This is a genomic window from Longimicrobium sp., assembly GCA_036387335.1.
In the GTDB taxonomy this organism is placed as follows: Bacteria; Gemmatimonadota; Gemmatimonadetes; order Longimicrobiales; family Longimicrobiaceae; genus Longimicrobium.
In genome coordinates this window covers 36582-49642 of the sequence record DASVTZ010000153.1, presented here as the reverse complement: position 1 = coordinate 49642, position 13061 = coordinate 36582, and the positions used below count along the sequence as shown (strand labels likewise).

Sequence of the window (13061 nt, the reverse complement as noted above, 5' to 3'; positions counted from 1 at the left end):
ATCGGCGACCGAATCAACTCCGAACATTACACACGTAACACGCGATTGTTGACAACGCTGGACGGGAGCTGTAGAGTGCATATCCCACTCCCAAACCCAGCCAGTCTCACCCCCCAGCCACAAGCATCCCCATGCTTACCGCCCTGTCGCTGGCGGCGTCGCTCGGCATCCTCGTGCCGGGGCCGCTCGCATCCGAGCCGGATTCGCTCCCCTTCCGCGATCCCGGCCTCGCTCGCCACGAGCTCGCCGCGCCGTCGTCGGTGGGGATGAGCGCCATCGGCCTGATCCGCGCCGAGGACGCCGTCTACTCCGAGCTGCAGCGCGGGTCCTTCCCCGGCGCGGCGCTGGCCATCGGGCGCCGCGGCACCATCGTGCTGGAAGAAGGGTTCGGCAACACGGGGCGAGGCTGGGACTCGGCCCCCGTGGACCCGGACGAGACGGTGTTCGACCTCGCCTCCCTCACCAAGGTGGTGGGGACGACGACCGCGGTGATGCTGCTGGTGGAGGACGGGAAGATGGGGTTGGACGAGCGCGTCTCGTCGTACCTGCCGGAGTTCACGGGCGGGGGGAAGGAGTACGTGACGGTGCGCCACCTCCTCACGCACACGGCCGGGCTCCCCGCCGGCACCGACGTGCCCGCCGGCCTGTCGCGCGCGGAGGCGCTGGCGCACGTGCTGCGGACCCCGCTGGTGACCTACCCCGGCGGGCGGATGGAGTACTCCGACCTGAGCCCCATCGTGCTCTTCGCCGCCGCCGAGCGCGCCGCGGGGGAGCCGCTCTACCACCTGCTCGACCGGCGCGTCTTCCAGCCGCTGGGGATGACCTCCACCTCGTATGTCTTCGGCCCCGACGGGTGCCAGCGCTGCGCCGGCACCTCGGGCGCGCTGGGCGCGGGCTTCAAGGGGCGCGTGCACGACCCCATCGCGCGGCGCCTGGGCGGGATCGCGGGGAACGCGGGGCTCTTCTCGACCGCGCACGACCTGGCGCGCTTCGCCGGGATGCTGGCCAATGGCGGCGAGCTCGACGGCGTGCGGATCTTTCGCGCCTCCACGGTGCGGCAGTTCGCCATGCGGCAGCCGGGCGCGGGCACGCGGGCGCTGGGGTGGGACACGCCTCCCCCGGGCGGCGGCGGCTCGGCGGGGACGCGCATCTCCACCATCGCCTTCGGCCACACCGGCTACACGGGCACCTCGCTCTGGATCGACCCCGAGCGCGGCACCTGGGTCGTTCTCCTCACCAACCGCACCTACGACGGCGAGGACAACAACCGCATGCAGGCCCTCCGCCGCGCCGTCCACGACCGCGTCGCCGAGGCCACCGACCGCGGCGGGTACCTGGCGAACAGCGGGAACTGAGGCCCCCACCCCCAGCGTCGCTCCGCGACGCATCCCCCTCCCCCATAACTGCCTGGGGGAGGCACTGCTGTCCGGCTAACGTAAGTAGATGCTTCTGTAACTGACAGCATGGTAGCTAGTTACAAAGAAAATCAGCCCGCGCCGATTTGAAGTCGGTGCCGCCCCTTCGTCATTCTGTCTGGAACCCTAGACAGGAGCGCCGAATGAACGAGGGCAGCACCATCTTCTCGCAGTTGATCGCCCATGCTTCCCGCGATGCGCTGGACCGTTGCATCCGGCGGTATCAGGGCAATCACCGCGTCCGCACCTTTAGCTGCCGAGACCAGTTCCTGGTCATGGCCTTCGCCCAGCTCACCTATCGTGAAAGCCTGCGCGACATCGAAGCCTGCCTGAGCGCCCTGCCCGATCGCCTGTACCACATGGGCATTCGTGGGAACGTGTCGCGCAGCACCCTCGCCGACGCGAACGAGCAGCGGGACTGGAGGATCTACGCCGACTTTGCTCAGGGGCTCATCGCCGAAGCACGCCGCCTGTACGCGGGCGAGCCTCTGGATCTCGATCTCGAACACACCGTCTACGCGCTGGACGCGACGATCATCGAGTTCTGCATCGAGCTCTTCCCATGGGCTCGCTTCCAGAAGCACGTCTCCGGCGTGAAGCTCCACACGCTGCTGGACCTGCGCGGCCCCATCCCCGCGTTCGCCCGGATCACAGCCGGCAACCTTGCGGATTCGCACATCCTCGACGCGTTGACGCCCGAGCCCGGCTCCATCTACGTCTTCGACCGCGCCTACCTCGACTTCGTGCGGCTGCATCGGCTGAACCAGGCAAAAGCGATCTTCGTCACCCGTGCGAAGAAGAACCAGAAGCTTCGCAGGATCTACTCGCGTCCTGTAGACCGGAGCACTGGCCTCATCTGCGACCAGACCGTGGTGCTCGCGATTGCCGCTACAGCCAGGAAGTACCCTGAGCACCTGCGCCGCGTCCGCTACAAAGACCCGGAGACGGGCAGGGGATATGTCTTCATCACCAACGACTTCGATCTGCCGGCGCTCACGATCACCAAGCTCTACAAGTCACGCTGGCGCATCGAACTCTTCTTCAAGTGGATCAAGCAGCACCTCCGGATCAAGGCGTTCTACGGGAGAAGCCCCAACGCCGTCAGCACCCAGATCTGGATCGCCATCTCCGTGTACCTGATCATCGCCATCGTCCGGAAGCGGCTTGGCATCGAGCGGGATCTCTACACTTTGCTACAGATCCTGAGCCTCTCTCTTTTCGAGCGAATCCCGCTAGAACAAGCACTCGGCTCACCCAATTTCGCCGATCTCAAAAACCCCTCCGCTAACCAGTTGCTACTACTGGACTTATAACCGGACAGCAGTGCTGGGGGAGGGGGTTTTGCATGTATCCGTCCGGGCTGCACAGGTCCCGTAGGGGCGCGATTCATCGCGCCCGTGCCCGCCTCTGCGCCGCCATTCGGTGTCTCACCACCAATCCCGTAGGGGCGGCCCCGTGTGGCCGCCCGTGCCCGCCGCCGCTCCGCCACCCTGCCGCTGACCACGAATCCTGTAGGGGCGGACCTGCGTGTCCGCCCTCCCTCGTCCCGCACGTTCCTCGGCGGTTCAGCGCGGCAGCCGCTGCCAGCGCGCGTGGGCGACGAACGACGTGAGCATCCCCACCACCAGCGGAATCGCCGCCATCGACACGTCGCCGAGGGCGGTGAGGACCACCGCGCCCGTCATGATGATCGTCAGGCCGGCGGCGGCGAGCGGGGTCAGGAACTGGTGGATGCGGAAGAGGCCGGGGAGCACCAGGCCCAGCGCCCCCAGCACCTCGCACACGCCGATGAAGCGTAGCAGCGAGACGGAGACGGTCGACTGCGCCTGGAGCACCTCGAACGGCGTTATGAGCTTCATCACGCCGGCGAACAGGAAGACCAGCGCGAGCACCACCTGCACGCCCCACAGCAGAACTTCCGAAGCCTTGTGGGTTTGCGTGCCCACCGCCAGGGTCTGCTCGCTCGCCAGTGTCGTGGACGTCATCGTTCTATCTCCGCGCAGGGTCTTGGTTGGCCGGGTGTCAGCCCCGGGTCTACCTGTGCGACGAAGGAAGGGTGCGCGGATCGACATGAGGCCCTCACCCCCGTCTCGTTACACTCGACTGCCCCCTCTCCCGATAACAGGAGAGGGCTGCGCCCTCCTGTCATCGGGCGAGGGGGCGGAGGTCCGATGTGCGCTGCGGAGGGCGGTGCGGAGGAGGGGACGGGCAGCCACGCGGGGCGGCCCCTACGTGGATCGGTGCGGAGGGCGGAGGTCGCGTCGCGGCAAGGGCGGGCAGACACGCAGGTCTGCCCCTACCGAGCATTGGTTTCCGTGCCACGGATGCCGTGGCAGGGGCGGAGTGCACCCTTTCCCCCGCTTGCGGGGGAGAGGGCCGGGGAGAGGGGGAACCCGCGCGGTTCGACGCCCGGGGGAGGGGCCCTCTACGGCTTCGGCTTCGCCGGCTCAGTGCGGCCGGTGCGGGCGGCCTGGGCGGCGGCGGGGTCCGTCACGTCGCCGTGAGCCTGCTGCACGGCCTTGTCGCGGGCCGCGCGCACACCCTCGCGCTCGAAGCGGTTCACCCACTGGAGGACATCGGCGGGCGGGGTGTACTGGGGCTTCCTGCGCGATTGGGGCTCACCGCGCTCCAGGCCGGCCAGGAACGGCTCGTACTTGGAGCCGGGATGCCAGAGCACCCAGTCGTCGAAGCCCACGTCGTACACGCCCTGCTTCTGCTGGCGGATCTGGTCGGGGCCGTACGTCTGGTGGTTGCGGCCGAGCCAGGTGGCCGAGAAAGCCTGCAGCCACGGCATCACCCGCGCCGGGCGAACCCCCGCCTCCTGCAGCCGGTCGTTGCGGAGGCGCGCCATCCCCGCGGACTTGAAGAGCACGTCGTACGGCATCAGGTCCGGCCGGCGCACCCCCGGCAGGTGCGTGGGGAAGTAGTGCGACGGGTACATCATGGGAAGGATGTGGTCCGCCGTCGCGGCCACCGTCTCCCACTGCTGGCCGATGTTCACGTCGCCCGCCTCGTTGGGCACCAGGCCGAAGACGTCCGCCGTGACGGTGACGCCCAGCGGGTGCAGGCGCCGCTTGGCCTCGTTGAGGAAGGCCGCGATGGCGTCCGCGCGGGCGCCGCGCGCCTTGGGATGCACCTGCGGCGGCAGGCTGCGGTACGGCTCGGCGAAGCGCACGTAGTCGAACTGGATCTCGTTGAAGCCGGCGCGCGCCACCTCCTCCGCGATGTCAAGGTTGTAGTCCCACACGTTCTCGTCCCAGGGGCTCACCCAGGTGTTCCCCGCCTTGTCCACCCAGAGCGCCCCGCCCGCCCGCTTCACGGACCAGTCCGGCCGCGCCTTGCTGAGGATCGGGTCCTTGAAGACGACGATGCGCGCGATCGTCCAGATCTTGTGCGCCCGCATCGAGTCCATCAGGGCGGGGAGGTTGCGGATCGCCACTTCGCCCGGCTGCGCGAGCTGCCTGGGAAGCTCCAGCGCCGTCTGGTAGCGGATCCCCTTTTCGTCCTTGACGTCGATTACGAAGGCGTTGATCTCCGTCTCGTCCGCCATCTTGAGGAGCTTGGGAAGGCGCGCGCGCGACCCCGCCGCGTAGGCGTTGATGTACAGGCCGCGGATGATGGGCGGCGCTTTGCCCCGCACCGCCTCGTTGCCCACCGTGCTCCGGTCGTCGCCGGGCGCGGCGGCGGCGCGGCCGGTGTCTGCGGTCGCCTTTGCCTCGCCCCCCGCGGTTTTCCCCTTTTCCGCCGCGCCGCCCGCCTTGTCGCCGCATGCGGCCCACAGCGGAAGGGCGCAGAGGAGGGCGAGCGGAAGCCTGGTCTTCATCGAAGTGTGCATCGTTTGAGGGTTCCGTCCGTTGATGTTCAGGGTGCCGCAGCGGGCCACACGTTGTTGGCGCGGTTCACGTCCGGCAAGGTGCCCGCGGGGTCCACTTCGACCCGTACCGGCGCGGCGCCGAGCGGCAGGGTAAAGGTCGCCGTGCGGGTGCGCGCGCCGGTCCAGCTTTCCAGCGGGATGTCCACGCTAGCCGATGCGCCGCCCTCGCCCGTGGCGGTCACGCGGATCGGCGCGGGGATGTCGCCCAGGTCCGTGATCGTCACCTCCACGCCGCCGTCCACGGCACGCACCGCGCCCACGGCGAAGTCCAGCGTCCCCGTCTCGAACCACCAGGGATAGAAGAACCAGTCCAGATCGCGCCCGGCCACGCGCTCGAACGTGTTGAAGAAGTCCCACGGGTACGGGTGCTTGAACATCCACTCGGTGGCGTAGGTGCGCATGGCGCGGTCGAAGGTCTCCGCGCCCACGACGCCGCGCAGCGCCACCAGCATCGTCCCCGGCTTGCTGTACGCCGCCACCGTGCGCGCCCCGTACGGAGAAACGAGGTCGGTGTGGCGCATGAGTGGCACCTCGTTGTCGCGGCCGGCCACGCGCAGGTACGCGTCGCGGGTCTCGTCGTGCGCGCGCGTGCCGGGGAAGAACGCCTCGCGCCCCTCGTCTTCGTGGAACGTCGTCAGCCCCTCGTCCATCCACGCGAACGACGCCTCGTCCGAGCCCACCATCATGGGGAACCACTCGTGCGCCAGCTCGTGCGCGATGACGCTGTGCAGGTCCGCGCGCTCGCGGGCGCGTGGGATGAACACCAGCATCGGGTACTCCATCCCGCCGATCGGCCCCTCCGCGACGGTGGCCTGTGGGTACGCGTACGGCACCAGGCGGTCGCTGAAGAAGCCGATCGAGTGCTGCGCGAAGCGCGCCGCTTCGTCCCAGTGCGGCGCGCCGGCGCGGTAGAGCGCATGGACGAGCACCGTCCGCCCCGCCGCCGACGTGCGCGCGGCGTCCCACAGGTAGCGGTCGGAGGCGGCGAAGGCGAAGTCGCGCACGTTCTCCGCGCGAAAGCGCCAGGTGAGGCGGCTGCCGGTGCGCGTGGCGCGTCCGGCGGCGCGCTCCGCCTCGGTCACCACGCGCACGATGCTGTCCGTGGTGGCGGCGCGGGCCAGGCGGGCGGCGGCCTCGGGGGTCAGCACCTCGCCGGGGTTCTGCAGGATGCCGGTGGCGCCCACCAGGTGCCCGGCGGGGAGGGTGATGGCGACGTCGAAGTCGCCGTACTCCAGGTAGAACTCGCCGTCTCCCAGGTACGGCGTGGCGTCCCATCCGATCACGTCGTCGAACGTCGCGACCTGCGGATACCACTGCGCCACGTTGAACGCCCGCCCTCCCAGCGCGTCCTCGTACGCCGTGCGGAACGTCCCGGCCGGGGGAACGCGGTAGCTCCACTCGATCTCCAGCACCGTGCTGTCGCCGGTCGCGACCGGGCGGGGAAGGGTCAGCCGCGCGAGCGTGCCCGCCACCTCGTACCCGGTCGCCGGGGTGCGCACGGGCGTCACCACGCCGATCTGCCCGGTCGCGACGGGGCGCAGCTCGCGCCCTTCCACCGCCACGCGTCCCAGCGTCACCCCGCCCGTGGGCGCGACGATGACGCGGTTCCGGCGCGCCGTCTCGGTGAAGATGTTCTGGTACAGGTTCAGGACGACCGAGGTGAGCGCCTCGGGCGAGCGGTTGCGGTACACGATGCGCTCGCGGCCGCGCAGCTCGGCGCTCGACGGGTTCAGCTCGGCCTCGATGCGGTACGACACCGCCTGCTGCCAGTAGCGCGGGCCGGGCTGCCCCGTGGCGGTGCGCGTCCCCGCGTGCAGCGCCTGCCGGTACCCCTGCGTCGTCGGCACGGCGCGCAGGATGGGGCGCGTGATGGTGTCGCGCGGCGCTGGCTCCGCGGCGCGGCGCCCGCCCGGCGCGCACGCCGATGCGAGGAGCAGAACGATTGCGGCTGTCTTGTGCACGTACGGTTCTCCGGGTTGTGGTGCGCCGGGGAATGTACGGCGGAGACGGGGAACGGGGAACCGCAGGCAGCGTACGCGAAGGTTGAGGGCGAGGAACCGGCGTGGGGCCGTACCCTGTCATCCTGAGCGACGCGCCTCACCGTCCTCTCCACGTCTCCGTACTCTGGCGCGTAGCGAAGGATCTACTGCGCGTAGCGAGAGGCCCGCCATCGCGCGCCATTCTCCTGCCTCGCCGGCTAGATCCTTCGGTCGCCGCAGGGAGTCCGGAGCGCGCCGCCGACATCTGGGTGGGCGGCTCCCTCAGGATGACAATAGGGGGCCTGGGGGGCTATGTTTGCAGCCCCACGCTACTGTTTTCGAACGAGGGATGTGACCGATGAAACTGGACCTCAGCGGCGTGTTCGCGCCCGCCACGACTCCCTTCGACCCGGTGACGGGCGATGCCGACCTGGTGTCGCTGCGCGCCAACGTGCGCGCGTGGATGGAGGCGCCGCTCTCCGGCGTGGTGCTCTTTGGCTCCACGGGCGAGGGGCCGCTGCTGGACGAGGACGAGCGCGCGCGCCTCACCGCCGGCGTGCGCGGGGTGCTGGATGCGGGGCGCCTCCTCCTGGCCGGCACCGGCGCCGAATCCACCCGTGCCACCCTGCGGATGACCCGCGCCGTCGCCGCGGAGGGCGCCGACGCGGTGCTCGTGCAGCCGCCCGGCTACTACCGCCCGCTCCTGACCCCAGAGGCGCTGCGCGACCACTACCTCGCGGTGGCGGAGGGCTCGCCGGTGCCGGTGATCCTGTACCAGGTGCCGCCCCGCTTCAGCGGCGCCGAGCTCCCCGCCGGGCTGGTGGGCGAGCTGGCCAAACATCCCAACATCGTGGGGATCAAGGACTCGCACGGCGACCTGCGCACGCTGGGCGCGCTGGTGGAGGCGTGCGGCAAGCGGTGCCAGGTGCTCGCCGGCAGCGGCGCCATCCTCTACGCCGCGCTGGAGATGGGCGCGGTGGGCGGCATCCTGGCCGTCTCCCTCCTCGCCCCCGCCGAGTGCGCCGAGCTCGCGCGCGCCTTCACCGAAGGCCGCTTGGGCGACGCGGGCCGCCTGCAGGAGCGCCTCGCTCCGCTCCATCGCGCCGTGGTGGCCGAGCTGGGCGTGCCCGGGATGAAGGCCGCGCTGGAGCTGCTCGGAATGCACGGCGGCCCCCTCCGCGCGCCGCTCAAGCCGCTCCGGAGCAAGGACCGCGAGCGAGTCCGCGAAGCGCTCCAGGCGGCGGGGCTGGGCGCGGCCGCTCTCTCCTGACCGACAAAAAACAACGGGGCTCACGCGGAGACGCGGAGACGCAGAGAGAACTCCGCCAGCTCCTCCGTGTCTCCGCGCCTCCGCGTGAGACAAATTCGGTCGGCCTGTTTCGTGCCTCCGCCGCCCGGCTCGTGTTCTGATACCCGAGCCGCGAAGGGGATGAAAGGGGCGATCTGGTTCCTGGTGGTGGGCGTCCTCCTGGTCGCCATGGCGCTCTCGCGGTCGATCGTGGCCCGGCTGCCGCTCTCCACCGCGATGCTCTACCTGGCGGCCGGATTCGCGCTCGGCCCGTACGGCGCGGGGCTCCTGAGCCTCGACGTATACGAGCAGTCGGCCGTGTGGGAGCGCGTCACCGAGATCGCGGTGCTCGTGTCGCTCTTCGCGGCCGGGCTCAAGCTGCGTGCGCCGCTGCTCGACGGCCGCTGGATCCTTCCCGTGCGGCTCGCCACCCTCTCCATGACCATCACGGTGGGGCTGGTGACGCTGCTGGGGGTGTTCGCCATGGGGCTGCCCGTGGGCGCGGCGGTCCTGCTGGGCGCCATCCTCGCCCCCACCGACCCCGTGCTCGCCTCCGACGTGCAGGTTACGCACGCCGCCGACCGCGACCGGCTGCGCTTCGGCCTCACCGGCGAGGCCGGCCTCAACGACGGCAGCGCCTTTCCGTTCGTGATGCTCGGATTGGGGCTCCTGGGGCTGCACGAGATGGGGGAGATGGGCTGGCGCTGGTTCGCGGTGGACCTGGTGTGGGCGGTCGTCGCCGGGCTCGCGGTGGGCGCCGTGCTGGGGACGCTCGTCGGACGGCTCGTCCTGCACCTGCGCAGGGTGCACCGCGAGGCGGTGGGGCTGGACGACTTCCTGGCGCTCGGCCTCATCGCGCTCGCCTACGGGATGGCGCTCCTGGTGAGCGGCTACGGCTTCCTGGCCGTGTTCGCGGCGGGGCTCGCTCTGCGCCGCATCGAGCGCCGCGAGTCGGGCGGCGACGCTCCCCCGGAGGACGTCGCGGCCGCCGCGCACTCCATCGACGTGGAGGAGATGGCGACCGACAAGGACACGGCGCCCGCCTACATGGCGCAGGCCGCACTCGGCTTCACCGAGCAGCTCGAGCGCATCGGCGAGTTCACCGTCGTCCTCCTGCTGGGAGGGATGATCTCCTGGCACTTCCTTCCGGCCGTCGCGCTCTGGTTCATCCCCCTCCTCTTCCTCGTCATCCGCCCGCTCTCGGTGTACGCGGGGCTGGTGGGGTCGCGCAGCACCGGGCTGCAGCGTGGGATGATCGGGTGGTTCGGCATCCGGGGGATCGGCTCCGTGTACTACCTCACCTTCGCCATGCAGCACGGCCTTCCCGAGGAGCTGAGCCGCCCGCTCGCCGAGCTGGTCCTCGCCACCGTCGCCGTCTCCACGGTGGCGCACGGCATCTCGGTGACGCCGCTGATGGCGCTCTACGGCCGGCGCACGAAAAGCTGAGGGCGGGCCGTTGTTCGCCGCTGCCGGGGCCGCTAGCTTGTCGCCCGCACGCGCCTATCGACCCCACGCACCCGCATCCGTCCCATGGCCGAATACAGCAACGTCAAGCTCGAAGTCCAGGACCGCATCGCCACCCTCTCGGTCAACCGGCCGGACAAGCTGAACGCCCTCAACGAGCAGACCATCCGCGAGCTGGGGCAGGCGATGGAGGAGATCGCCGGGCGCGAGGACGTGGGCGGCGTGATCCTGACCGGCGTGGGGGAGAAGGCGTTCGTGGCCGGCGCCGACATCGCCGAGCTGGCGAAGATGGGCCCGGTTGACGGAATCGAGGTGAGCCGGCTTGGGCAGCGGGTCTTCCGCTCGATCGAGCTGTCGCGCAAGCCGGTGATCGCGGCGGTCAACGGCTTCGCGCTGGGCGGCGGGTGCGAGCTGGCGCTGGCCTGCCACCTCCGCGTCGCGTCCGAGAACGCGAAGTTCGGCCTTCCCGAGGTGAAGCTGGGGATCATCCCCGGCTACGGCGGCACGCTGCGGCTGCCGCGCATCGTGGGGAAGGGCCGCGCGCTGGAGCTGATGCTGACCGCCGAGATGGTGGACGCGCAGGAGGCCTACCGCATCGGCCTCGCCAACAAGGTCGTCCCGCTTGCCGAGCTGATGGACGCCGCGCGCGCCATGATGAAGGGCATCCTCAAGAACGGCCCCGTCGCGCTGGGCCTCGCCATCGAGTGCACCACGCGCGGGCTGGAGATGTCGGTGGATGACGGGCTGGCGCTGGAGTCGAACCTCTTCGGCCTCCTCGCCTCCACCACGGACATGCGCGAGGGGATGACGGCGTTTCTGGAGAAGCGGCGGGCGGAGTTTACCGGACGGTAGGAATGACGAAGCGACTGGCGCCGTCATCCACGCTTCACCGGCTGCTGCTGGCTTCGCCGGTGGGGCCGTTGCTGGTGGAGCACGATGGGGCGGCGGTGCACGCGGTGCACTTCTGGGAGCAGGGGAAGCATCCGCCGGCCGGCACCCGCGTGGAGCCCACCCGCGACGATGCGCTCGGCTGGGAGATCGCGAAGCAGTTGCGCGAGTACTTCGCCGGCGCGCGTCGCGACTTCGACCTCCCGCTCGCGGCGGAGGGCACGGACTTCCAGCAGCGCGTGTGGCAGGCCCTGCGCGCGATTCCGTTTGGCCGCACCTGCTCGTACCGCGACGTGGCGGTGGCGATCGGGGTGCCGCGCGGCTCGCAGGCGGTCGGCCAGGCCAACCGCCACAACCCGATCCCCATCGTTGTCCCCTGCCACCGCGTACTCGACGCGAAAGGCGGCATCGGCGGCTTCATGGGCGCCGGCCCGGACGGCCCCGGAAGCGCCATCAAGCGCTGGCTCCTCGCCCACGAACGCTCCCTCTGTCCCCCTGAGGAAGCCGCCGCGCCCGACCTGTTCGACACGCCCTGAGCCGTTCCTTTTCTCTTGTCATCCTGAGGGAGCCGCCCGACAGATGCTTCCGATGCGCCGTACTCCTGCGGCGACCGAAGGATCTAGCCCGCGAGGCAGGAGGACGGCGCGCGAGCACGGGCCTCTCGCCACGCGCAGTAGATCCTTCACTCCGCGCCAGAGTTCGCGGACCGGTAAACGCTGGAGAGGCGCGTCGCTCAGGATGACACGGAATTTTTGTCATCCTGAGGGAGCCGCCCGGCCGATATCTGCTGTGCTTTCCAAGCTCCCGCGGCGACTGAAGGATCTAGCCGGCGAGGCAAGAGGACGGCGCGCGACCACGGGCCCCTCGCCACGCGCAGTAGATCCTTCACTCCGCGCCAGAGTCCAGAGCACGGGCGAGGACGGAGCGGCGCGTCGCTCAGGATGACAAAAAGACGGCTGGTCCGTCGTCAGTCCCATTCCCCATTTCCCCATTCCCCATTCCCCCCTCCTTGCACCTCGCCCGCCTCCACCTCCGCAACTACCGCAACTTCGCGGAGCAGGTGCTCGAAATCCCGCCGCAGGGAGTTGCCATCGTGGGCGACAACGGGCAGGGGAAGACGAACCTGCTGGAGGCCGTCTACTATCTGGAGATCTTTCGCTCCTTTCGCGGCGCGCCGGACGAGCAGCTCGTGCGCTTCGGCGAAGAGGTCTTCCGCGTGGAGGGCACTCTGCGCGGCGAGGACGGCGGCGAGCGCACCCTCGCCGCCGCCTTCGAGCGCCGCCGCAGGAAGAAGAAGGTGACCGTCGGCGGCGCGGAGCCCGAGCGGCTGGGGGATGCGCTGGGGAAGGTAGGCGCCGTGATCTTTTCGCCGTCCGACGTGGAGATCGTCGCGGGCGGGCCGGGGGAGCGGCGGCGCTTCCTGGACATCGTGCTCTCGCTGGCGGAGCCCGGGTACCTGGGCGCGCTGCAGCGGTACCGTCAAGCTCTCTTCCAGCGCAACACCCTGCTTCGCCAGGCGAGCCCCCCCGCGCTGGTGGAGGCGTGGAACGATCCCCTGGTCGCCGCCGGGAGCCGCGTGCTGGAGGCGCGCGCGCGCTGGGTGGCGGACCGCGCCGCCAGCTTCGCCGCGCACTACGCCCGCGTCGCCGGCGGGCAGCCCGGCACGCTCGCTCTCGTCCCATCCGTCGAGCTGGGGGAGGATACGCCCACCGTCGCCACCATCGCCGCGGCGTTCCGCGAAAAGCTGGAGCGCGTCGCCGAGCGCGAGCAGCGCCGCGGGATGACGCTGGCCGGCCCGCATCGAGACGACCTGCGCTTCGCCACGCACGCGGCGGATGGCACGCTCCTGGAACTGCGCACATACGGCTCGGGCGGCCAGCAGCGCACCGCCGCCATCGCGCTGCGCATGGTGGAGGCGGAGACGATCCGCGAGACGCGCGGCCGCGAGTCCGTCATCCTGCTGGACGACGTCTTCGCCGAGCTCGACCCTGGCCGCTCGCAACGCATCGTGGACTGGATCGAGGGCGAGGAGGGCGGCCAGGTGATCCTCACCTCCCCCAAACCGACGGACTTCCACGTCCACGGCGACACCCTGCCGCGCTGGACGATCCGCAACGGAGTGGTCTCGCCGCTCTGACCCGCCACCCGCCGCA

General features: G+C 70.4%; 10 protein-coding genes. 7 read left to right on the top strand and 3 right to left on the bottom strand.

The window, feature by feature from the left end:
- The first annotated feature begins 131 nt into the window (after window positions 1-131).
- Together VF647_14715 and VF647_14710 are read left to right on the top strand one after the other, a co-directional pair.
- Entirely contained in the window at window positions 132-1355 is a 1224-nt protein-coding gene (locus VF647_14715) for a serine hydrolase domain-containing protein (GenBank protein HEX8453352.1), read from the top strand.
- Between the two features lie 203 nt (window positions 1356-1558).
- A complete protein-coding gene (locus tag VF647_14710; protein HEX8453351.1) occupies window positions 1559-2728 on the top strand; it encodes an IS4 family transposase in 1170 nt (389 codons plus the stop codon).
- A gap of 252 nt (window positions 2729-2980) precedes the next feature.
- Here the strand turns inward: VF647_14710 and VF647_14705 are convergent, their stop codons facing one another.
- The 3 genes from VF647_14705 to VF647_14695 all read right to left on the bottom strand — a co-directional run bounded on the left by VF647_14705 (window position 2981) and on the right by VF647_14695 (window position 7250).
- A complete protein-coding gene (locus VF647_14705) occupies window positions 2981-3400 on the bottom strand; it encodes a DoxX family protein (protein ID HEX8453350.1) in 420 nt (139 codons plus the stop codon).
- 440 nt (window positions 3401-3840) lie between these two features.
- Entirely contained in the window at window positions 3841-5238 is a 1398-nt protein-coding gene (locus tag VF647_14700) for a putative glycoside hydrolase (protein HEX8453349.1), read from the bottom strand.
- Between the two features lie 38 nt (window positions 5239-5276).
- The gene (locus VF647_14695) at window positions 5277-7250 is read right to left on the bottom strand and encodes a M1 family metallopeptidase (protein HEX8453348.1); all 1974 of its coding nucleotides are present in this window, start codon (window positions 7248-7250) and stop codon (window positions 5277-5279) included.
- A 376-nt stretch (window positions 7251-7626) separates the two neighbouring features.
- Here VF647_14695 and VF647_14690 point away from each other — a divergent pair, with 376 nt between their 5' ends.
- The 5 genes from VF647_14690 (at window position 7627) to VF647_14670 (ending at window position 13045) form a co-directional block, all read left to right on the top strand.
- Window positions 7627-8538, top strand: a complete 912-nt coding sequence (locus VF647_14690) for a dihydrodipicolinate synthase family protein (GenBank protein ID HEX8453347.1) — start codon at window positions 7627-7629, stop codon at window positions 8536-8538.
- A gap of 159 nt (window positions 8539-8697) precedes the next feature.
- On the top strand, window positions 8698-10002 hold the full coding sequence (locus VF647_14685; GenBank protein ID HEX8453346.1) for a cation:proton antiporter: 1305 nt from the start codon (window positions 8698-8700) through the stop codon (window positions 10000-10002).
- A gap of 84 nt (window positions 10003-10086) precedes the next feature.
- Window positions 10087-10872 carry an enoyl-CoA hydratase-related protein gene (locus tag VF647_14680; protein HEX8453345.1) on the top strand — a complete coding sequence of 262 codons (786 nt, stop codon included), beginning with the start codon at window positions 10087-10089 and terminating at the stop codon, window positions 10870-10872.
- A gap of 2 nt (window positions 10873-10874) precedes the next feature.
- Window positions 10875-11444 (top strand): methylated-DNA--[protein]-cysteine S-methyltransferase, encoded by a 570-nt coding sequence (locus tag VF647_14675; GenBank protein HEX8453344.1) that lies wholly within the window; start codon window positions 10875-10877, stop codon window positions 11442-11444.
- 473 nt (window positions 11445-11917) lie between these two features.
- Complete coding sequence (locus VF647_14670; protein HEX8453343.1) at window positions 11918-13045, top strand: DNA replication/repair protein RecF; 1128 nt, start codon at window positions 11918-11920, stop codon at window positions 13043-13045.
- Window positions 13046-13061: the final 16 nt, after the last annotated feature.

Coding starts and splice junctions, on each gene's coding strand:
- VF647_14715 (HEX8453352.1), top strand. CDS start 132: ATGCTTACCGCCCTGTCGCTGGCGGCGTCGCTCGGCATCCTCGTGCCG.
- VF647_14710 (HEX8453351.1), top strand. CDS start 1,559: ATGAACGAGGGCAGCACCATCTTCTCGCAGTTGATCGCCCATGCTTCC.
- VF647_14705 (HEX8453350.1), bottom strand. CDS start 3,400: ATGACGTCCACGACACTGGCGAGCGAGCAGACCCTGGCGGTGGGCACG.
- VF647_14700 (HEX8453349.1), bottom strand. CDS start 5,238: ATGAAGACCAGGCTTCCGCTCGCCCTCCTCTGCGCCCTTCCGCTGTGG.
- VF647_14690 (HEX8453347.1), top strand. CDS start 7,627: ATGAAACTGGACCTCAGCGGCGTGTTCGCGCCCGCCACGACTCCCTTC.
- VF647_14685 (HEX8453346.1), top strand. CDS start 8,698: ATGAAAGGGGCGATCTGGTTCCTGGTGGTGGGCGTCCTCCTGGTCGCC.
- VF647_14680 (HEX8453345.1), top strand. CDS start 10,087: ATGGCCGAATACAGCAACGTCAAGCTCGAAGTCCAGGACCGCATCGCC.
- VF647_14675 (HEX8453344.1), top strand. CDS start 10,875: ATGACGAAGCGACTGGCGCCGTCATCCACGCTTCACCGGCTGCTGCTG.